The sequence below is a fragment of the Streptomyces canarius genome (assembly GCF_014650735.1).
GTDB lineage: Bacteria > Actinomycetota > Actinomycetes > Streptomycetales > Streptomycetaceae > Streptomyces > Streptomyces olivaceoviridis.
In genome coordinates, this window is sequence record NZ_BMVN01000025.1 from 1 (window position 1) to 18,561 (window position 18,561).

General features: G+C 73.6%; 19 protein-coding genes and 2 pseudogenes. 12 read left to right on the forward strand and 9 right to left on the reverse strand.

What is annotated here, in order from left to right:
- Window positions 1-387, reverse strand: a 387-nt coding sequence (locus IE294_RS29120) for a cbb3-type cytochrome c oxidase subunit I (protein ID WP_189890966.1), incomplete at its 3' end; no start/stop codon positions are given.
- Between the two features lie 212 nt (window positions 388-599).
- Here IE294_RS29120 and sigJ point away from each other — a divergent pair.
- Together sigJ and IE294_RS29130 are read left to right on the forward strand one after the other, a co-directional pair.
- Complete coding sequence (gene sigJ, locus IE294_RS29125) at window positions 600-1,544, forward strand: RNA polymerase sigma factor SigJ (protein WP_189890968.1); 945 nt, start codon at window positions 600-602, stop codon at window positions 1,542-1,544.
- 115 nt (window positions 1,545-1,659) lie between these two features.
- Window positions 1,660-2,853, forward strand: a complete 1,194-nt coding sequence (locus IE294_RS29130; RefSeq protein WP_189890969.1) for an NAD(P)/FAD-dependent oxidoreductase — start codon at window positions 1,660-1,662, stop codon at window positions 2,851-2,853.
- Between the two features lie 249 nt (window positions 2,854-3,102).
- Here the strand turns inward: IE294_RS29130 and IE294_RS29135 are convergent, their stop codons facing one another.
- The 5 genes and pseudogenes from IE294_RS29135 to IE294_RS29155 all read right to left on the reverse strand — a co-directional run.
- Window positions 3,103-3,414, reverse strand: a complete 312-nt coding sequence (locus IE294_RS29135; protein ID WP_189890970.1) for an SCO5918 family protein — start codon at window positions 3,412-3,414, stop codon at window positions 3,103-3,105.
- Between the two features lie 88 nt (window positions 3,415-3,502).
- A complete protein-coding gene (locus IE294_RS29140) occupies window positions 3,503-5,026 on the reverse strand; it encodes a DEAD/DEAH box helicase (protein WP_189890971.1) in 1,524 nt (507 codons plus the stop codon).
- Between the two features lie 178 nt (window positions 5,027-5,204).
- On the reverse strand, window positions 5,205-5,408 hold the full coding sequence (locus tag IE294_RS29145) for a cold-shock protein (RefSeq protein ID WP_007383480.1): 204 nt from the start codon (window positions 5,406-5,408) through the stop codon (window positions 5,205-5,207).
- Window positions 5,409-5,637: 229 nt separating this feature from the next.
- Window positions 5,638-5,976, reverse strand: coding sequence for a helix-turn-helix domain-containing protein (locus IE294_RS29150; RefSeq protein ID WP_189890973.1), 339 nt, complete (start codon window positions 5,974-5,976; stop codon window positions 5,638-5,640).
- A gap of 144 nt (window positions 5,977-6,120) precedes the next feature.
- Window positions 6,121-6,647 (reverse strand): annotated as a pseudogene (locus IE294_RS29155) (LuxR C-terminal-related transcriptional regulator); the annotation flags it as partial.
- 289 nt (window positions 6,648-6,936) lie between these two features.
- Here IE294_RS29155 and IE294_RS29160 point away from each other — a divergent pair.
- The 6 genes and pseudogenes from IE294_RS29160 (at window position 6,937) to IE294_RS29180 (ending at window position 12,146) form a co-directional block, all read left to right on the forward strand.
- On the forward strand, window positions 6,937-7,380 hold the full coding sequence (locus tag IE294_RS29160) for a DUF2267 domain-containing protein (RefSeq protein WP_189890975.1): 444 nt from the start codon (window positions 6,937-6,939) through the stop codon (window positions 7,378-7,380).
- A gap of 146 nt (window positions 7,381-7,526) precedes the next feature.
- Window positions 7,527-7,881, forward strand: a pseudogene (locus IE294_RS29165) (SDR family NAD(P)-dependent oxidoreductase); the annotation flags it as partial.
- A 148-nt stretch (window positions 7,882-8,029) separates the two neighbouring features.
- Window positions 8,030-8,269, forward strand: coding sequence for a hypothetical protein (locus IE294_RS29170; protein ID WP_373315863.1), 240 nt, complete (start codon window positions 8,030-8,032; stop codon window positions 8,267-8,269).
- Window positions 8,266-8,439: a hypothetical protein gene (locus IE294_RS49810; protein ID WP_373315864.1), complete on the forward strand. Its 174-nt coding sequence runs from the start codon at window positions 8,266-8,268 to the stop codon at window positions 8,437-8,439. The genes IE294_RS29170 and IE294_RS49810 overlap by 4 nt, the downstream gene beginning before the upstream one ends.
- A gap of 543 nt (window positions 8,440-8,982) precedes the next feature.
- Entirely contained in the window at window positions 8,983-10,143 is a 1,161-nt protein-coding gene (locus IE294_RS29175) for an MFS transporter (protein WP_189890977.1), read from the forward strand.
- Between the two features lie 245 nt (window positions 10,144-10,388).
- The gene (locus tag IE294_RS29180) at window positions 10,389-12,146 is read left to right on the forward strand and encodes a SpoIIE family protein phosphatase (protein WP_189890979.1); all 1,758 of its coding nucleotides are present in this window, start codon (window positions 10,389-10,391) and stop codon (window positions 12,144-12,146) included.
- Window positions 12,147-12,148: 2 nt separating this feature from the next.
- Here IE294_RS29180 and IE294_RS29185 read toward each other — a convergent pair whose 3' ends face one another.
- Complete coding sequence (locus IE294_RS29185; protein WP_189890981.1) at window positions 12,149-12,976, reverse strand: FadR/GntR family transcriptional regulator; 828 nt, start codon at window positions 12,974-12,976, stop codon at window positions 12,149-12,151.
- 80 nt (window positions 12,977-13,056) lie between these two features.
- Between IE294_RS29185 and IE294_RS29190 the strand changes: the two genes are divergently transcribed.
- From IE294_RS29190 to IE294_RS29200, 3 genes are all read left to right on the forward strand, one after another.
- Window positions 13,057-13,926, forward strand: a complete 870-nt coding sequence (locus IE294_RS29190) for a carbon-nitrogen hydrolase family protein (protein WP_189890983.1) — start codon at window positions 13,057-13,059, stop codon at window positions 13,924-13,926.
- A gap of 73 nt (window positions 13,927-13,999) precedes the next feature.
- Complete coding sequence (locus IE294_RS29195) at window positions 14,000-15,364, forward strand: APC family permease (RefSeq protein ID WP_059263587.1); 1,365 nt, start codon at window positions 14,000-14,002, stop codon at window positions 15,362-15,364.
- Between the two features lie 381 nt (window positions 15,365-15,745).
- Window positions 15,746-16,534 carry an Fpg/Nei family DNA glycosylase gene (locus IE294_RS29200; protein ID WP_189890985.1) on the forward strand — a complete coding sequence of 263 codons (789 nt, stop codon included), beginning with the start codon at window positions 15,746-15,748 and terminating at the stop codon, window positions 16,532-16,534.
- 200 nt (window positions 16,535-16,734) lie between these two features.
- Here IE294_RS29200 and IE294_RS29205 read toward each other — a convergent pair whose 3' ends face one another.
- Window positions 16,735-17,580, reverse strand: coding sequence for an RNA polymerase sigma factor SigF (locus tag IE294_RS29205; RefSeq protein ID WP_189890987.1), 846 nt, complete (start codon window positions 17,578-17,580; stop codon window positions 16,735-16,737).
- A 229-nt stretch (window positions 17,581-17,809) separates the two neighbouring features.
- Between IE294_RS29205 and IE294_RS29210 the strand changes: the two genes are divergently transcribed.
- Window positions 17,810-18,232, forward strand: coding sequence for an ATP-binding protein (locus IE294_RS29210; protein ID WP_189890989.1), 423 nt, complete (start codon window positions 17,810-17,812; stop codon window positions 18,230-18,232).
- 72 nt (window positions 18,233-18,304) lie between these two features.
- Here the strand turns inward: IE294_RS29210 and IE294_RS29215 are convergent, their stop codons facing one another.
- Window positions 18,305-18,475: a hypothetical protein gene (locus IE294_RS29215; RefSeq protein WP_030648148.1), complete on the reverse strand. Its 171-nt coding sequence runs from the start codon at window positions 18,473-18,475 to the stop codon at window positions 18,305-18,307.
- Between the last annotated feature and the right edge of the window lie 86 nt (window positions 18,476-18,561).

An 18,561-nucleotide genomic window follows, 5' to 3' on the forward strand; every position in this document is an offset into this window, starting at 1 on the left:
GAACATGTTCAGCCGCGGGAACGCCACGTCGGGCGCGCCGATCTGCAACGGCATGATCCAGTTGGTGAAGCCGGCGAACAGCGGGGTGGCGAACATCAGCAGCATCACGGTGCCGTGCATCGTGAACAGCTGGTTGTACTGCTCGTTCGAGATCATCTGGAGCCCGGGCCGGGCCAGCTCGGCCCGGATGATCAGCGCCATCAGTCCGCCGGCCAGGAAGAACGCGAACGACGTCGCCAGATACAGCGTGCCGATCGTCTTGTGGTCGGTGGTCGTCAGCCACTTCACCACGACATTGCCGGGCTGCTTGCGCCGCACCGGCAGCTCGTTCTCGTACGAGTCCTCGGCTGGGGCGCCACCGCCCTGGGGTTCGTTGAGGATGCTCACAAGTCGTCCGTCTCCCGATGCTCGCCGTCCGCCCACGACAGGACGCCGGTCACCCGCCATCCTCACCACGCGAGCCCGTCCCCGGGCCCCTGAGCGTGCGACGTGCGGCCATTCGGATGACGGATACACCCGACCGGCCCAACGAGCCGCGGCCTCACCCCGCCCGCCACGGCCCCGGCCCGGCGGGGGCCGGGGCGGCTAGGATCCCGGGCATGGCCCTGACCCTGAGCGACGTGGAGCGGTTCGAGGCGGCCCGGCCCCGGCTGGAGGCCATCGCCTATCGCCTGCTCGGCTCCGCGAGCGAGGCCGAGGACGCCGTGCAGGAGACGTTCCTGCGCTGGCAGGCCGCCGGCGCCGACCACATCCGGGTCCCCGAGGCCTGGCTGACGAAGGTGCTCACCCACCTCTGCCTCAACCAGCTCACCTCGGCCCGCGCGCGGCGCGAGACCTACGTGGGCCAATGGCTGCCCGAGCCGCTGCTCGCCGGGGACCCGATGCTGGGCCCGGCCGACACCGCGGAACAGCGCGAGTCGGTGTCGTACGCCGTTCTCACGCTGCTGGAGCGCCTGTCCCCGGGCGAGCGGGCGGTGTACGTGCTGCGGGAGGCCTTCGACTACCCGCACCGGGAGATCGCCGAGATCCTCGACATCAGCGAGGCCGCGAGCCAGCAGATCTTCCACCGGGCCAAGAAGCACGTCGCGGACGGCAAGGCCCGTACCGAGATCGACGAGGCCGCCGCCCGGCGGATCGTCGAGGAGTTCCTCGCCGCCGCCACCAGCGGCCGGACCGAGCCGCTGGTACGGCTGCTCACCCAGGACGCCGTCTCGGTCGGCGACGGCGGCGGCAAGGTCCCGGCCCGCACGAAGGCGTTCGAGGGCGCGCTCGCGGTCGCGAAGTTCATGCGCGGCCTGTTCAAGCCCGGACCGGCCAAGCGCAACCTGGTCGGCGGCTCGCCCGCGGTCTACGCCACCACCGCCAACGGCGAGCCGGCCGTCGTGGCGGTCCTCGACGGGCGGGTCATCGGCGTCATATGCCTGGAGGTCACCGCCGACGGCATCCGCGCGTTCCGCGGCCAGGCCAACCCCGACAAGCTCGAACGCGCGACCCGGCACTGGGCGGCCACCGACCACGGCGAACCCCTGCTCCACGCCTTCTGACGCCGGGCTCCACGCTCACCCGTCCCGATGTGATGTGCTTCACACCGCGTTCCTGTCAGGAAACGGCGGGCCGCCCGGTTCAAGGGGCGAATCCGCTCAAGACAGGAGTCAGGAAATGCAGCACCGCATCGTCGTCCTCGGAGCCGGATACACCGGAGCCATCACCGCCGGACGCCTCGCCAGGCGGCTGCGCCCCGAAGACGTCGCCATCACCCTCGTCAACGCCGAGCCCGACTTCGTGGAGCGCGTCCGGCTGCACCAGCTCGCCACCGGCCAGGACCTCACGCCCCGTCCGTTCAGCGAGATGTTCGCGGGCACCGGTGTGCGGCTGAGGCTCGCGCGGGTCACCGGCGTCGACGTCGACCGCAGGACCGTCGCCGTCACCGACGCGGACGGCGCCGGGGAACTGGAGTACGACACCCTCGTGTACGCCCTGGGCAGCGGCTGGAACGACCTGGACGTCCCCGGCGCGGCGGAGCACGCCCACGAGATCGCGGGCCGTGCCGGAGCGCTGCGGCTGCGCGAGCGCCTGGCCGGGCTGGCGGCCGGGCAGCCGGTGGTCGTGGTCGGCGGCGGTCTCACCGGTCTGGAGGCGGCGGCCGAGATCGCCGAGGCCCGCCCGGACCTCGATGTCGCCCTCGCCGCCCGCGGCGGCCTCGGCGACTGGCTCTCCGCCAGGGGCCGCGCCCACGTGCGCAAGGTCTTCGCCGGGCTCGGCGTCACCGTGCACGAGCACACCGCCGTCACCGCCGTGGCGGCCGACCACGTCACCACCGCCGACGGCGCCTCGGTCCCGGCCGCGGTCACCGTGTGGACCACCGGCTTCGCCGTCCACCCGATCGCGCGGGCCACCGGCCTGGAGGTCACCGGCACCGGGCAGATCGTGGTCGACCGGTCCATGCGTTCGGTCTCGCACCCGGACGTGTACGCCGTCGGCGACGCGGCCCTGGCGATGGGTCCCGGCGACAAGCCGCTGCGGATGTCCTGCGCCTCGGGCGTCCCCACCGCCTGGCAGGCCGCCGACGCCATCGCGGCGCGCCTGACCGGCGGCAAGCTCCCGAAGGTGCCGCTGCGCTACTTCAACCAGTGCATCTCGCTGGGCCGCAAGGAGGGCCTGATCCAGTACGTCACCGCCGACGACCGCGCGGTGCGGGCGGCCCTGACCGGTCGGATCGCCGCCGTCTACAAGGAACTGGTCTGCAAGGGCGCGGCCTGGGGCGTCGCCAACCCGCTCCTCGTACCGGCCCCGCGGCGCCGCGTGGTGCGGAAGCGTGCGGACGCGGTGGCACCGGCGAGCGCGCCGGCCTGAGCCGTTCGCCCGCCGGAGGCGGAGCCCCGGGCTGTCCGGCGCCCGCCGCGCGGACCACACCGGTTGTCGTCGGCGGTTCGCGGCGACAACCGGGCGGCGCGGGCCGTGGCGCCCTCGCACGGCACGCGGCTCGTGGCCGAACCGTGTGCCGCGCGGGACGCGGTGCGCGGGTCCGGCCCGCTCGGGGTCCGGGTGCCACATCCCACGCCGCTCACACCCGTGAACCGGGATGCCGCGCTCACCAGGGGGTCACCAGCGCCAGGCGTCCCCGTCGGCGCGCGTGGCCGGGGCGGACGTGGCCGGGGCGGGCGTTGCCGGGGCGGGCGGGGGCGCGTCGTGGCAGGTGAAGCCGAGCCGGGTCAGCGCCCGGCGCATCTCGCCCGACGTGAAGTCGCGGCGGTCCTGCTTGGTGATCACTTCCCCGACCTGCATGACGGGGTAGACGCGGCGGCCGATGCTCACCGAGACGCCGGTGACCGGTTCGGGCGAGATCCCGCTCATCGACTGCTCGACCTCGCTCTTGATCAGGTCGAAGGGGAAACGGGCGATGACACAGCGCATGGCGGACTCCACAGGGTCGGGGGAGGGACAGCGGAGGGATCGACCGTAGGCTCGCCCCCGACGAGGGGAGCGAATCCCGGTACCTGGACTACGAGTTGTTCCTGGGGGCGGAGCGACGGGTGCGGGCGGCCGACCCACGGCCGGCGGCGCGACCCCGGCGACCGCGGGAGGCGGATCCGGTGCGCTCGCTCCGTTCGGCGGCCGGCGCGGTGATCGTGACGGGTACGCCGGAGGGGGTGCGGGCGCCGGTGATGCGGTGCAGTTCGGCCTCGCCCGGACGGACCCGGGCGGTACGCGCGGTGATGCCGGCGTCGGCCATCAGACGGTCCATCGCACGCCGCTGGTGCGGCAGGACCAGGGTGACGACCGTGCCGGACTCGCCGGCCCGGGCGGTACGGCCGCCCCGGTGCAGATAGTCCTTGTGGTCCCCGGGCGGGTCGACGTTGACGACGAGGTCGAGGCCGTCGACGTGGATGCCGCGGGCGGCGACGTTGGTCGCCACCAGGACCGTGACGTGGCCGTCCTTGAACTGGGCGAGCGTGCGGTTGCGCTGCGGCTGGGACTTGCCGCCGTGCAGGGCCGAGGCCCGCACCCCGACGGACAGCAGGTGCTTGGCCATCCGGTCGACCGCGTGCTTGGTGTCCAGGAACATGATCACCCGCCCGTCCCGGGCGGCGATCTCGGTCGCGGCGGTGTGCTTGTCGTCGTCGTGCACGTGCAGCAGGTGGTGCTCCATGGTGCTGACGGCTCCCGCGGACGGGTCGACCGAGTGCACGACGGGATCGTGGAGGTAGCGCCGCACCAGCAGGTCGATGTTGCGGTCCAGGGTGGCCGAGAACAGCAGCCGCTGGCCGCCGTCGGCGACCTGGTCGAGCAGGGCGGTCACCTGCGGCATGAAGCCCATGTCGGCCATCTGGTCGGCCTCGTCCAGAACGGTGACGGCGACCTGGTCCAGCCGGCAGTCGCCCCGCTCGATGAGGTCCTTCAGACGGCCGGGCGTGGCGACGACGACCTCGGCGCCGCCGCGCAGCGCGCTCGCCTGACGGCCGATGGACATGCCGCCCACCACCGTGGCGAGCCGCAGCCGCAGGGCGCGGGCGTACGGGGTGAGCGCGTCGGTGACCTGCTGGGCCAGTTCCCGGGTGGGGACGAGGACGAGCGCGAGCGGCTGCCGGGGCTGGGCCCGCTGCCCGTCCAGGCGGGCCAGCAGCGGCAGACCGAAGGCGAGGGTCTTGCCCGAGCCGGTGCGCCCGCGGCCCAGGACGTCCCGGCCGGCCAGCGCGTTCGGCAGCGTGGCGGCCTGGATCGGGAAGGGTGTGGTGACGCCTTCGGCGCCGAGCGCGGCCAGCAGACGCGCGGGCATGTCCAGCTCGGCGAACGTCTCGACCGCCGGCAGCGGTGCGGTGAGGGTGACCGGCAGGGCGAACTCCTGCCGGCGGGTGCCGGAGCGCGCTCCCGCGCCGCTCCTGCGTCCGGTGACCGGACGGGGGCCCTGCCGGCCCTGCTCCTGCGTACGGGAACGGCCGCCGCGCGTGCCGCCGGCCGTCCGGGTGGACGTCCGGTCCGCGCGGAAGCGGCCTGGGTCGCCGCTGGTGCGACGGGTGCGGTTCATGAGGGAACCTTCCTCGATGCGGCGTATCGAGGAATTCCGCCCAGCGGTGAACGAGCCGCGCGTGGATTCACAAGAATGAGCCGACGGAAATGCGAAAATCCGGGCCGGGCCGGGAAAGCAATGGGCTGGGGCCCGCACCTTGAGGGCGCGGGCCCCAGCACCATGCAGCGCGTCAGCGTCAGGCGGGAACGATGTTCTCGGCCTGCGGGCCCTTCTGGCCCTGCGTGACGTCGAAGGTAACCTTCTGGCCTTCCTGAAGCTCGCGGAAGCCAGAGGTGGCGATGTTCGAGTAGTGGGCGAACACGTCGGCGCCGCCGCCGTCCTGCTCGATGAAGCCGAAGCCCTTTTCCGCGTTGAACCACTTCACGGTGCCAGATGCCATATTGAATCTCCCTTGGGGGGCAATACCGGACTCCGCACTTTACGGAGCCGAGTCGCTGCGATGATCACCCCTCCGGAAGAATCCGGAAAGCTCTGCAAAGAAAAAATCTCTGGCAACCAAAACTGCAACTGCTATCACGCTAACACAGGCAGGCCGGAAGTCCCATGTGTTTTCGCACTCGTCCAGGTATTCTCATGTCGTCGCGGTCGGAAATTCTGTAGCGGCGGGGCTAGGTATCCGTACCGCGTTCGTCGAGCCGCCGGCGCATGTCCCGGTTCATGCGCAGCGCGTCGTCGAGCTGGTCCTCCAGGGAGACGATGCGGCACGCGGCCTCGATGGGCGTGCCCTGGTCCACCAGCTCCCGGGCGCGGGCGGCGATGCGCAGCTGGCGGCGCGAGTACCGGCGGTGGCCGCCCTCCGAACGCAGCGGGGTGATCAGCTCGGCCTCGCCGATGGCCCTGAGGAAGGCGGGAGTGGTGCCGAGGACGTCGGCGGCCCGCCCCATCGTGTAGGCGGGGTAGTCGTCGTCGTCCAGGTTGCCGTCGGCGGGGGCGTTCTCAGCGGGCATAGCACCTTCGTCTCGGGGACGCGGCGAGGAACCCCGGGCCTGTGCGGCACCCGTGCTCCGAGGCGTTCGGCACCCTCCGCGTCGTCCGACAACCCTAACTCCGGCGGGCCAGGAGATCTGTCCTCGCCGTGACAGACTTCTTCCCTACGGCTGTCGCAGGAGGCCCCGCTCCAGGGCCACCACCACCGCCCTCGTCCGGTCGTTCACGTCGAGCTTGGCGAACAGGCGCAGCAGATGCGTCTTCACCGTGGCCTCCGCGATCATCAGGCGCCTGCCGATCTCGGCGTTGGTGAGGCCATCCGCGACGGCGTCGAGGACGGCGGTCTCGCGGTCGGTCAGCGGGTCGTGCACGGGCCGCCGCATCCGTGCGACCAGCTTCTCGGCGCCCCGGGGCGCGAGGACGGTCTCGCCGCGTGCCGCCGCGTGGATGGCGTCGACCAACTGCTCCCGGGTGGTGTCCTTGAGCAGGTAGCCGATGGCACCGGCCTCCACCCCGCGCTCGATGTCGGCGTCGGTGTCGTACGTCGTCAGGATCGGCCCCCGGGTCCGCGGGTGGCGGGCGACGATCTCGGTGGTCGTCGCCACCCCGTCGAGCACGGGCATCCGCAGTCGACCAGGGCCACGTCGGGGTCGTACCGCTCCACGAGGGCGAGCGCCGCGCGCCCGTGCCCGGTTGAACTTTCCGTCCACCGATCGGTGGACGGGGTGCGCGCTCATCCCGACCCCGGCCCGGCTGTGTGTGGGGCTCCGCCGCGCTGACCTCGCTCAGCGCGGGGGTCGTCCGGTGCGACCGTGTCAGGTCGGTGCCGCACGCGTGGCCTTCCTCCGTGACCGGGACCGCGCCGATGTGCTCGTCCTTCGACGCGCTATGGGGGGCTGTGTACGCATCTGTCTCCGTGGGCACCCGTCAGCCACTGCCACCCCTCGGGCAACGCCCTGACCGCACCAGCGGGAGGAAGCATGATCAGCCATCAGCATCTGGTGGAAGAGGTGGCCTCACGGGCCCGCCTCGGCGACGAGGAGGCCGCCGACGCCGCCGTGCACCTCGTCCTCGCGGCGCTGAGCAGTCGCCTCGACCCGCCGCACCGGGAGCATCTGCGGCAGGCCGTACCGCCCCATGAACGCGGCGCGCTGGAGATCGGCGCGCTGCGGCACGAGGCCGAGGCGCGGCGAGGTGACGAGGCGCCGCACGGCTCGGCCGACCCGCTCGACGCGTTGCTGGCCGATGTCGCCCGGCCCGTGGACGCCACCCCGGAGCAGGCGCTGTTCCTGGCGCAGACGGTCGTCTCCCGGATCACGGCCGGGGACACCGGCCTGGAGGCCGACCTGCGCGGCGCCCTTCCGGAGGCGTTCGGGCCGCTGTTCACCGAACCCGGTCCACGGCCTGGAGGAGCGGACCGCTGACCCCCGGGGCGGGCGGCCCCCTGATCCGCCCGCCCCGGCCCCGCCGCCGGCCGAGATCGCGTCATGAGCGGACGGCTGCGGGACAAGACGGCGCTGGTCACGGGATCGGCATCCTGGTCGACAACGCGGGCGTCCACACGGACTGCGGCGGCGGGGTGATCGTCAACCTCGGCTCGTGGATGCCGTTCCGCTCGGCGCGCTCCACAGCTCCACCAAGGGGGCCATGGAGACGCTCACACGGGCGTGGGCCGCGGAGTTCGGTCCGCTGGGCGTCCGGGTGAACGCCGTCTCGCCGGGCGTGAACCCGCCCCCGGCGCCTGAGGGCGGTGAGCCCCATCCGGGGCGAGACCGTGAGGAAGGGCACCCCGGCCGGCGGGGCCGGCACGCCGGCGGCCATCGCCCATGCCGCGGTCTGGCCGGCCAGTGGACGAGGCGGCCTTCGTGCACGGAACCGCGGTGGACGTCGACGGGGGCAGGACGGGCGTCGCCGCCATCGCCGCGCAGTGCCGGTCAGCCGCTGATCAAGAAGATCATAAGAACCGTGCGCTCCGCGTCCCTCGGCCACAACCTTCCGTTCCGGCGGGCCGTCCAACGGGCGCCCGGTGCTGGTCAGTGTGCCGGGATCTCTTCTGTCCCATGGGGGGATGTCATGAGTTCTGTCTCCGTCGGGCGCGTGCTGCGCGGCGGGGCATGTGCCGGAGCGGTCGGAGCGCTGTTCGTCGCCGGGTTCGGAAGCGGGGCCGCCTCCGCCGACGAGGCCGCGCAGAGCGACCAGTTGTGGATCCAGGCGCCGTACGAGCAGGCGGTCACCGTCGCACCGGACGGCGGCGAGGCGCAGTACCGGTCGCTGGCGCTCGGCCTGTACCACGACAACGCCGGTTCACCGTGACCGACGGGCGCCTGACCGTCGACGTCTCCGGACTCGCCGGGGTCGCGGACGTGTCCTGGCCCGCCACCTGCACGCCGGACGACGCCGGTACGGTCGTCGTGTCGTCCTTCGCCTTCGGCCCGAACGGCAAGAACAACTCGGCCACGGTGGTGGTCAACCCGTCCGTCTGAGTGCGGTGAGGGGTACGGCGAGAGTGTGAGGCTTGTTACCTTCGCCCTCGTGTCGGACACCGAACCGGAAGACCGCCGGCCCGCCGGGGAACCGCCCCGGCGGACCCGCGCCGGCGACTTCCCCCCGGCCGGCCCGGACCGGCCCCGGCGCCGCCCCGCCGACCCGACCGCACGGCACGCGCCCGGCGCGAAGGCGAACCGACGCGCCCCGACCCGCGAGCAACTCTCGACGACGCGGCACCGGGTTCCGGAGGGCAGCGCCACGCTGCACCGAACCGAGCGAGGCATCGCGGCGCTGCGCCGGGTCCCGGAGGGCTCCAGGCGTCTCCGGACCGCGCCCCACTCGGCCCCGGAGGGTTGCCCCGGGTTCCACCGGGCCCCGGCGGCCGGCGCTGTGCCCCACCCGACCTTGGAGGGCCGCACCGTGCCCCACCCGCCCCCGGCGGCCGGCGCCGCGCCCCACCCCGCCCCGCAGGACCTCCCCCCACCCCACTCCGCCCCGCAGGGGGAGCGGTGACGGGGCGGGTGGCTTGGGGGCGGCGGATGTGGCCGTTGTACGCGGCCGGGTTCACCACCGCCTTCGGCGCGCACGGTGTCGCCGCGAGCCTCGGTGGCGGCGCCGACGACGCGGTCACCTCGCTCCTCGTCCTCGGTGGACTCCTCGCCCTGTACGACGGCGCCGAGGTGCTCCTCAAACCGCTGTTCGGCACCCTCGCCGACCGTGTCGGCGCCCGGCCCGTGCTGCTGGGCGGGCTCGCCGCCTTCGCCGCCGCGTCCGCGCTGTACGCCGGCGCGGACAGTCCCGGCTGGCTCTGGGCCGCCCGGCTCGGACAGGGAGCCGCGGCCTCCGCCTTCTCACCGTCCGCCTCCGCGCTGGTCGCCCGGCTCAACCCGGCGGCGCGGCACGGCCGGGCGTTCGGCGGGTACGGCTTCCACAAGTCCCTCGGCTACACCCTCGGCCCGCTGCTCGGCGGCGTCCTGGTGTGGGCCGGGGGACTGCGGCTGCTGTTCGCGGTGCTGGCGGCGCTCGGCGCGGCGGTCGCCGTCTGGGCCGCGCTCGCCGTCCCCGCCGTACCCCCGTTGCCCAGAACCCGGCAGACGGTCCTCGACCTGGCCCGGAGGCTGGCCGACCCGTCCTTCCTCGCCCCCACCGCCGCACTCGCCGCGGCGACCGCGGCCCTGTCGGCCGGCGTGGGCTTCCTCCCGGTCTCCGGACGCGCCGCCGGGCTGGGCACGGTCGCGACCGGGGCGGCGGTGTCGGTGCTCGCCGGCTGCGCCGCGGTCGTCCAGCCGCGTGCCGGACGCGCGCTGGACGAGGGGCGGCTCACCACGCGGTCCGGTCTGGCCGCGGGACTGCTGGTCACCGCCGCCGGGTTGGCCTGCGCGGTGCTGCCGGGCCTGCCGGGCGTCCTCGGCGGCGCCGCCCTGATCGGTGTCGGCACGGGCCTGGTCACGCCGCTCGGTTTCGCCGCGCTGGCCGCGCGCACGCCCGCCGAGCGCCTCGGCCAGACCATGGGCACCGCCGAGCTCGGCCGCGAACTCGGCGACGCGGGCGGGCCCCTCCTCGTCGCCGCCGTCGCCTCGTCCGCCACGCTCACCTATGGCTTCGGCGCCCTCGCGGCGCTGGTCGGGGCGGGTGCGGTGGTGGCGTCGGCGCGCTGTCGCCGGGTGCGGGCGGTGCGCCGGCCCGGGACGGAGCGGTGAACCGGCCGTACACCCGTCGCGGCCGGCGTACGGCCGAGCGGTGCGGGCGGCCGTGGGGCGGGGCCGTCCACCTCGCCGGGGCGGGCCGGGACGGGTACCCGGGCAGCCGGCGCATGCGGCTGTCCGGGCCGGTGCGCGCCGGGTCGGGAGGGTTCCCGGCCGCGACGGGGCATACGGAAGACCAGGCGCCGACGGCACCAGGCGACGTACACGCGGGGCGACCCGCGAGCACAGGAGGCCACGACATGGCAGGGTCGGAACGAACCGGGACCGACCGGCAGCGGCAGCGGGCGGAACCCCCTGCCCGGCTCGCCGACGCGATGGAAGCCATCGGCGCGGGGGCGTACGTCGTCGACGAGCAGGGCCGCGTCCTCGCCGTGAACACCCCCGCCGAACGCCTGCTGGGCCGGCCCGCCGCGGACCTGCTCGGCCAGGACGCCCACGACCTGCTGCACCGCGGGCCGCAGGGCCAGCCGCTGCCCACGACGCAGTGCGCCATGCGGCAGGCGTTCCACGCCGGGAACCCGGCGCAGGGCCACGGGGAGCACTTCCTGCGCGGTGACGGTTCCCTGCTGCCCGTCTCCTGGATGATCACCCCGTACGACCTCGGCGACACCGGCGACCGGCGCACCGGCACGCTCGTCGTCTTCCACACCCCCGAGCACGCGGACTCCGCCGAGCCGCGCCCGGAGCGGGCCACCGAGTCGCTGACCGACTTCGAGCGGCTGGCCCTGCTCGCCGAGACCACCACCCGGCTGACCTCGACCCTCGACGTCGACGAGGCACTGCGCCGGCTGGTGTCCCTGGTGCTGCCCCGGCTGGCGGACTGGGCCGTCATCGACCTGATCACCGAGCACGACGAGGTCTGGCGCACCGCGGTGGTGCACGCCGAGGGCGACCGCCTGGTGCACCAGGAGGACCTCGAAGGGCCGATGCCGCCGGTGCCCGAGGAGTCGCCGATGCCGCTGTCCCGGGCGCTGCGCGGCGTCGCCTCCGCCCTGGCCGGTCCGGCCACGTACCGGCGTGCCCCGGATTCCGGCATCGCCGTCGAGCAGCGCCGTCTGTTCGAGGCCACGGGCATCCACTCGGCGGCCATCGCCCCCATCCGCGGTACGCGGGAGGTCCTCGGGGCGCTCACCCTGGGCCGGGCCGAGAAGCCGGGGGACTTCACCACCGCCGACCTGCCCCTGCTGGAGGACATCGCCCGCCGCGCCGGGGTGGCGCTGGACAACGCCCGCCTCTACCAGCGCCAGCGCGCGGTCGCCGAGACCATGCAGAACCACCTGCTGCCGCAGATGCCGCGGGTCCCCGGACTCCAGATGGCCGTCCGCTACCTGCCCGCCCCGGACGCCTCCCAGGTCGGCGGCGACTGGTACGACGCCTTCACCCTGTCCGACGGTTCCACCGCCCTGGCCATCGGGGACGTCGTGGGCCACGACCTGGAGGCCGCGGCCGGCATGGCCCAGCTGCGCAACATGCTCCGCGCCTACGCCTGGTCCCAGCAGGAGCCGCCCAGCCGTATCGTCCAGCGGCTCGACGAGGCGATCATGCCCATCACCGACGTCACCATGGCCACCCTCGTCCTCGCCCGGCTCACCCGGACGGACGACGACAACTGGCAGCTGACCTGGACCAACGCCGGCCACCCCCCGCCCCTGCTCGTCACCCGTGACGGCCTGGCCGACTACCTCACCGAAGGCCACAGCCTCCTGCTGGGGACGGGGGCCCGCGCGACCCGCCCCGACGCCACCGTGCTGCTGCCCCCGGGCTGCACCCTCCTGCTGTACACCGACGGCCTCATCGAGGCACCCGGCCACACCCTCGACGAGGGCCTCAGCCGACTGCGCCAGCACGCCGCCGCCCTCGCCCACCGCCCGCTGCCGTCCCTCACCGACCAGCTCCTGCGCCGGGTCCACCCGCCCGGCCTCGACGACGTGGCGCTCCTGGCCCTGCGCACACCGCCCCGGCCGGACCCGGGCCGTACGGCGCCCCGGAGACGGTGAGTTCAGCCGGTCCCGCGCGGCCCGGCCCCGCGGTCCTCGGCCGTCTCCAGCAGCCCCACGAACATGGTCCGGTGGAGCACTTCCACGTGCCGGCGCGCGATGTCGGCCGCCGCCGCGGTGTCGCCGGCGCGCAGGGCGTCGACCAGGGCGCGGTGTTCGCGGTTGGACTCGCGCAGGGCGTCCATCGGATAGGGCAGGTAGTACCGGTAGAGCTGCTGGAGCACGCCGCGGTAGGCCTCGGCCGCCGCGGGCACGCCGGTGGCGGCGGCGACGGCGAGGTGGAACCGCTCGTCACAGCCGTGGAACTCCGCCCAGGTCGGAGCCAGGTCCATCTCGTCGGCCAGCCGCTCCAGGCCCGCCAGGGCGGCTTCGTCGGCGTTGCGGGCGGCCAGGTGGGCGAGTCCGCACTCCAGCACCAGCCGCTGGTCGACGAGCGCGTGGACCTCGCTGTTCTGCGCGCGGTAGGAGTCCATCGCGCCCACCACGCCCCGGGCCGGCCGCTCGGCGACCCGGGTGCCTCCGTTGCGGCCCCGGCGGCGTTCCAGGACGCCGTCCTGGCAGAGCGTGGACAGGGCGCGGCGGACGGTGATCTCCCCGACGCCGAGCGCCGCGGCGATCCGGTCGGTCGGCGGGAGCCTCTCGCCCGGGGCGAGCAGTCCCAGGTCGACGGCGAGCCCGATGCGCGCGCGCACGGTGTCCAGGGCCGTGAGCCGGCGGATGCCGTCGAGCGCGGGGGCGTTGAACGGCAGGGCCGCCGCGGCGGCCGGCTGCGGGTCGCGGCCGTCAGGGTCGCGGCCGTCGGGGGCGGGGCCGTCCTGGGGGTGAGGCATGGCGTCAATGTAGCGAGGCCGGGAAACGGATCAAAATGAGTCTATTGATTAACAGCTCACCTTGAGCTAATTTCCTCGCCATGTCCCGCCCCCTCCCCCTCGCCCTCGTCCAGGCGCCTCCCCGCCCGGCGACGGCGCCCCTGTCCGGATTCGCCGAGGACGTCGAGCACCTGCTGGCCCGCTTCCCGCAGACCCGCCTCGCCGTCTACCCGGAACTGCACCTGTGCGGCGTCGACGGTCCGCCGTCGTCGACCGGGCAGCTCCAGGAGGCCGCCGAGCCACTGGACGGCCCGCGCTCCCGGCAGCTTGCCGAGCTCGCCGGTGACCTGGGCATCTGGCTCGTCCCGGGCACCGTGTGCGAGCGCGGCGAGCGGGGCGAGCTGTTCAACACGGCACCGGTCTACTCCCCCGAGGGCCGCCTCGTCGCCTCGTACCGCAAGATCTTTCCGTGGCGGCCCCACGAGCCGTACGACCCCGGCGACCGCTTCGTCGTGGCGGACCTCCCCGGCACCGGCCGCATCGGCATCTCGATCTGTTACGACGCCTGGTTCCCGGAGGTGGCGCGCCAGCTGGCCTGGCTGGGCGCGGAGGTGATCGTCAACCCGGTGATGACCACCACCGCGGACCGCGCCCAGGAACTGGTACTGGCCCGGGCCAACGCCATCGTCAACCAGGTCTTCGTGGTCAGCGTCAACACCGCCGGCCCCGTCGGCACCGGCCGCAGCCTGGTGGTGGACCCCGAGGGGCGGGTGCGCGCCGAGGCCCCCGACTCGGCCGCCACCGTGCTCACCGACGTGCTCGACCTGGACGACGTCACGCGCGTCCGCACCTTCGGCACGGCGGGGCTCAACCGCATGTGGGACCAGTTCACCGACGCCGACACCCCGATCGACCTGCCGCTGTACGGCGGCCGTATCGACCCCGGCCGCTGGCGCCCCGCCACCGGCTGAGCCTGCCCGCCCGCTCGTCCGTCCCCCGGAGCTCCTCATGGAGCCCGTCATGGAGCCCGCTATGGAGCCCCTTATGGAGAACGCCCCCGCTCAGGGCCTCACCCGTGCGCTGACGCTCAGATCCGTCGTCCTGTTCGGCCTCGCCTACATGACCCCGCTGATCGTGCTCGGCACGTTCGGCGTCGTGGCCGAGAGCACCGGCGGCACCGTGCCCACCGCCTATCTGCTGGCCCTGCTCGCCATGCTGTTCACCGCGCACAGCTACGGCAAGATGGCCGCCGCGCACCCCGTGGCCGGGTCGGCGTACACCTACGTCCGCAGGGCCATCGACTCCCGGGTGGGCTTCCTGATCGGCTGGGCCACCCTGCTCGACTACTTCTTCCTGCCCATGGTCATCTGGCTGATCGGCGGCGCCTACCTCCAGGCCCAGTTCCCCGGCGTCCCGTTCTGGGTGTGGATCATCGGCTTCATCGTGCTGACCACCGCCCTGAACGTGCGGGGCATCAAGACGGCCGAGCGGGCCAACGACCTGCTCATGACCTTCCAGGTGCTGGTGATCGGCATCTTCGTCGCGCTGTCCCTGCGGCACGTGCTGCACGTCGGGGGCGCCGGGGCGCTAGCCGGCACGGCACCGTTCGCCAACCACGCCACCACCCTGGCGGGCATCTCCGCCGGAGCGGCGATCGCGGCCTACTCCTTCCTCGGCTTCGACGCGGTCACCACGCTCACCGAGGAGACCATCGAGCCGCAGCGCACCATGCCCCGGGCCATCCTGCTGATCGCCCTGATCGGCGGCGGCATCTTCGTGGCCGTCGCCTGGGCCACCCAGCTGGCCCACCCCGGCAGCTCCTTCGACGACCCCAGCTCGGCCGCCTTCGAGATCGCCCGGACCATCGGCGGCGACCTGTTCTCCTCGGTCTTCCTGGCCGGCCTGGTGGTGGCCCAGTTCGCGTCCGGCATCGCCGCGCAGGCGAGCACGTCCCGGCTGCTCTACGCCATGGGCCGCGACTCGGTCCTGCCGCGCCGGATCTTCGGCCGCATCCACCCCCGCTACCGCACCCCGGTCCTCAACATCCTCCTCACCGGCGTGGTCGGCCTGATCGCCCTGCGCCTGAGCGTCGCGACCTCCACCTCCTTCATCAACTTCGGCGCCTTCATCGCCTTCACCTTCGTCAACTTCTCGGTCATCGCCACGTATGTGCGCGAACGGCGCGCGGGCCGCCGCCCCGGCCCGCTGGGTCATGTGATCGCCCCCGCGATCGGCGCCGCGGTGGACATCTGGCTCCTGACCCACCTCGACGCCAAGGCCCTCGTGCTCGGCGTCTGCTGGCTCGCCCTCGGCATCTGCTACCTCGCCTACCTGACCCGGGGCTTCCGTACACCCCCGCCGGAGCTGACCTTCGAGGAGGAGCCACCGGTCGTCGCCGAGCGGGTGTGATCCCGGACGCCGTGCCGTCGAGCGGGGCGGTTCGCAGTGCCGGTGCGGTGCGGGGCGGGGACACGGCACGGGCGGGGCCCGCCGGAGGGGGCAGGCGCCGCCGGGCGTGGAACTCCCCCGTCCGGTGGAGGCGGGCGCACGGCGGGCCGGTACGCGGGAACCCATCCGGCGGAAGCCCCGGCACGGCGCCGGGCGGCCTGCGCCGGCGGGAGACGCGGGCAGGGGTGGAGGAGGCCGATGTGGACCTGAGCGCTCCGGTCCCGCCCGTACGGCCGTACCCGGCGGGCCTGCCGCCCGAACCGAGCCGGAACCCACGTCTTCGGTGTCCCCGGCGCGTCGCCGGGCGTGGGTCTCCCCCGTCCGGCGGCGAGGACGTCCGCCGTGCCTGAGCTGCCGGACGTCGAGGGATTCCGCAGGGTGCTCGAAACCTGCGCGACAGGACGGGTCATCCGACGCGTGGTCGTACGCGACGCGGGCGTGCTGCACGGGATCGGCCCGCGCGGCCTGCGCGACGCGCTGGAAGGCCGACGCCTCACCGAACCGGAACGGCACGGGAAGTGGCTGCTGGCCCACACCGGCGACGGCCCCACCGTCCTGCTGCACTTCGGCATGACGGGCAGGCTGGTCTGCGGCGATCCGGACGATGCGGTGGAGCCCCACGACCGGGTCCTGTTCACCCTGAGCGACGGCCGTCAGCTGCGCTACCGCGACCAGCGCAAACTCCAGGGCCTCTGGCTGGCCCACGACGACCGCGAGGTCGCCCGGCGGCTGGAGCGCCAGGGCCCGGACGCGCTGGCGGTGAGCCGGGAGGAGTTCGAGACCGCGCTGGCCGCACGCCGCGGCCACGTCAAGACCGCTCTCACCGACCAGTCCGTCCTGGCCGGCCTCGGCAACCTGCTCGCCGACGAGATCCTGTGGCGCGCGCGGCTGCGCCCCGACAGCCGGGCGAGCGACCTCGCCCAGGCCGACCGCCGCCGCCTGTACACGCACATGCGCCGCACCCTCCGTGACGCGGTCGCGGCCGGCTGCGTCCCGCCGCGCGGCTCCTGGCTCACCGGCCACCGCGACGACCCGGACCCGACGTGCCCCCGCTGCGGCTCCCACCTGCGCCGTTCCCGGATGGCCGGCCGCGGCACGGTGTGGTGCCCGCGGTGTCAGCCGAACGGGTGAACCGGCGTCACGGGGCCGGAGAACGGCGCGGCGCCACCCACCCGCGCCTTCCTGGCCGCCGTGGTCCCCCTGGACGGGATGAACCGGACGGGATGAACCGGACGGGATGATCACCGTCGCCGGTCTGGCCATCCACCGCGCGGAGGCCACCTGGCTCTCCTGCTGCCTGGCGGCCTCCCGTCACCCGCGCCCCGGCCGGGTCAGCGGGTACTGAGCATTCCCTCGCGCAGACGGGTCAGGCAGCGGGAGAGCAGCCGGGAGACGTGCATCTGGGAGACGCCGAGGCGTTCGCCGATCTGGGCCTGGGTGAGCTCCTCGACGAAGCGCATGTGGATGATCTGCCGGTCCCTCTCGTCGAGCTCGGCGATCAGGGGGGCCAGGGCGTGGAAGTCCTCCACCAGCTCCAGGGCCGCGTCCTCGGTGCCGATGAAGTCCTGGAGGGCCGCTTCGCCCTCCTCGCTGCCGTTGATCGCGGCGTCCAGGGAGGCGGAGTTGTAGCCGTTGGCGGCCAGGCGGGCCTCGCGGACCTCGTCCTCGGACAGGCTCATCAGCTCCGACAGTTCCTTGTCGGTCGGAGTGCGGCCCAGCCGGCTGCGCAGTTCCTCGGTGGCGCGGGCGAGCTGGACGCGGGCCTCCTGGAGGCGGCGCGGCACGTGCACGGCCCAGGTGGTGTCGCGGAAGAACCGCTTGATCTCGCCGACGATGTAGGGAATGGCGAAGGAGGTGAACTCCGCCTCCCGCGAGAGTTCGAACCGGTCGATCGCCTTGATCAGGCCGATCATGCCGACCTGGACGATGTCCTCCATCTCCTCCGGTCCACGGCTGCGGAAGCGGCCTGCCGCGTAGCGGACCAGGGACATGTTCATCTCGATCAGCGTGTTGCGGGCGTAGCTGTACTCGTGGGTGCCCTCTTCCAGGACCGCCAGCTGTTCGAAGAACAGCCGCGAGAGCTCCCGGGCGTCCTTGGGGGCCACCTGGGAGGGATCGGCGACTTCGGGCAGTTCGGTCGTCTGCGTGCCGGCTGCCGTCGTGCTCGTGAGCACCATGCTGTTCCCCTCCCGCGTTCGCGAACTGTCCGCCAAGCGCCGACCCGGGTCGGCGTCATCGCAGCGGCTACCCGCTCATCCTGCACCTACACCCGGGCCCGGACGAATCGGGGGGACGCCCCCGGCGGAGACCGGCGGCTCGCGATGCGTACCGGTGCGCGTGCTCCTCCCCACGGATCCGGGGCAGACGTCGTGGGGGACACCAGCGGGACGAACGAAGGAGGAGAACATGGCCGAGGACTCCTCGGTGAGGGCGGTGGGATGGGCGCGCTCGCTGCCGGTCAGCAGCGGGGTGAAGGTGGCCCGGGACTGGACGCGCGCGCACCTGGCGGCGCTGGGCTGGACGGAGACGGCGCCGGACCTGGTGGACTCGGTGCTGTTGACGGTGTCCGAGCTGGTCACCAACGCGCACGTGCACGCCCGCAGCGCGGCACAGCTGATCCTCACCTGGGACCAGGCGTGTCTGCACGTCACCGTCCACGACGCCTCACCCCGGCTGCCCGAGCAGCGTGACCCCGGAACCGGTGCGCTGGGTGGCCGCGGTCTGCTCCTGGTCGATGCCCTGGCCGACACCGTGGAGGTCCACCGCTGCCCGTACGGCAAGGACGTCACCGCGTGCTTCCAGCCGCCCTCGCCCTCGACGGTCACGTAGGGCGGCCGGACACACACGCGGGGACCGGCTGAAGCCCAGCCGGTCCCCGCATGTGGAAGTGATGGGTCAGGGTCACCATCGATACCAGCGTCCGCGGCCACCACCGGCGGTGGTGGAGCGCATGACGAAGCCGAGCAGCCAGAGCACCAGGACGGCGACGGCGACCCACCAGAGAATCTTGATGGCGAATCCGGCGCCGAAGAGAATCAGCGCGAGGAGCAGAACAAGCAGCAAGGGAACCATAGTCATCTACCTCCTGCACCACCGTTTGCCCTCGGTCGGCCCCCACATTCCTCGAAGACGCCTTGTTTGTGAAGGAAAAGTGGGGG

What these genes read in the sequence shown, in the direction of transcription:
- sigJ (WP_189890968.1), top strand. Translation starts at nt 600, where the DNA reads ATGGCCCTGACCCTGAGCGACGTGGAGCGGTTCGAGGCGGCCCGGCCC.
- IE294_RS29130 (WP_189890969.1), top strand. Translation starts at nt 1,660, where the DNA reads ATGCAGCACCGCATCGTCGTCCTCGGAGCCGGATACACCGGAGCCATC.
- IE294_RS29135 (WP_189890970.1), bottom strand. Translation starts at nt 3,414, where the DNA reads ATGCGCTGTGTCATCGCCCGTTTCCCCTTCGACCTGATCAAGAGCGAG.
- IE294_RS29140 (WP_189890971.1), bottom strand. Translation starts at nt 5,026, where the DNA reads ATGAACCGCACCCGTCGCACCAGCGGCGACCCAGGCCGCTTCCGCGCG.
- IE294_RS29145 (WP_007383480.1), bottom strand. Translation starts at nt 5,408, where the DNA reads ATGGCATCTGGCACCGTGAAGTGGTTCAACGCGGAAAAGGGCTTCGGC.
- IE294_RS29150 (WP_189890973.1), bottom strand. Translation starts at nt 5,976, where the DNA reads ATGCCCGCTGAGAACGCCCCCGCCGACGGCAACCTGGACGACGACGAC.
- IE294_RS29160 (WP_189890975.1), top strand. Translation starts at nt 6,937, where the DNA reads ATGATCAGCCATCAGCATCTGGTGGAAGAGGTGGCCTCACGGGCCCGC.
- IE294_RS29170 (WP_373315863.1), top strand. Translation starts at nt 8,030, where the DNA reads ATGAGTTCTGTCTCCGTCGGGCGCGTGCTGCGCGGCGGGGCATGTGCC.
- IE294_RS29175 (WP_189890977.1), top strand. Translation starts at nt 8,983, where the DNA reads ATGTGGCCGTTGTACGCGGCCGGGTTCACCACCGCCTTCGGCGCGCAC.
- IE294_RS29180 (WP_189890979.1), top strand. Translation starts at nt 10,389, where the DNA reads ATGGCAGGGTCGGAACGAACCGGGACCGACCGGCAGCGGCAGCGGGCG.
- IE294_RS29185 (WP_189890981.1), bottom strand. Translation starts at nt 12,976, where the DNA reads ATGCCTCACCCCCAGGACGGCCCCGCCCCCGACGGCCGCGACCCTGAC.
- IE294_RS29190 (WP_189890983.1), top strand. Translation starts at nt 13,057, where the DNA reads ATGTCCCGCCCCCTCCCCCTCGCCCTCGTCCAGGCGCCTCCCCGCCCG.
- IE294_RS29195 (WP_059263587.1), top strand. Translation starts at nt 14,000, where the DNA reads ATGGAGAACGCCCCCGCTCAGGGCCTCACCCGTGCGCTGACGCTCAGA.
- IE294_RS29205 (WP_189890987.1), bottom strand. Translation starts at nt 17,580, where the DNA reads ATGGTGCTCACGAGCACGACGGCAGCCGGCACGCAGACGACCGAACTG.
- IE294_RS29210 (WP_189890989.1), top strand. Translation starts at nt 17,810, where the DNA reads ATGGCCGAGGACTCCTCGGTGAGGGCGGTGGGATGGGCGCGCTCGCTG.
- IE294_RS29215 (WP_030648148.1), bottom strand. Translation starts at nt 18,475, where the DNA reads ATGGTTCCCTTGCTGCTTGTTCTGCTCCTCGCGCTGATTCTCTTCGGC.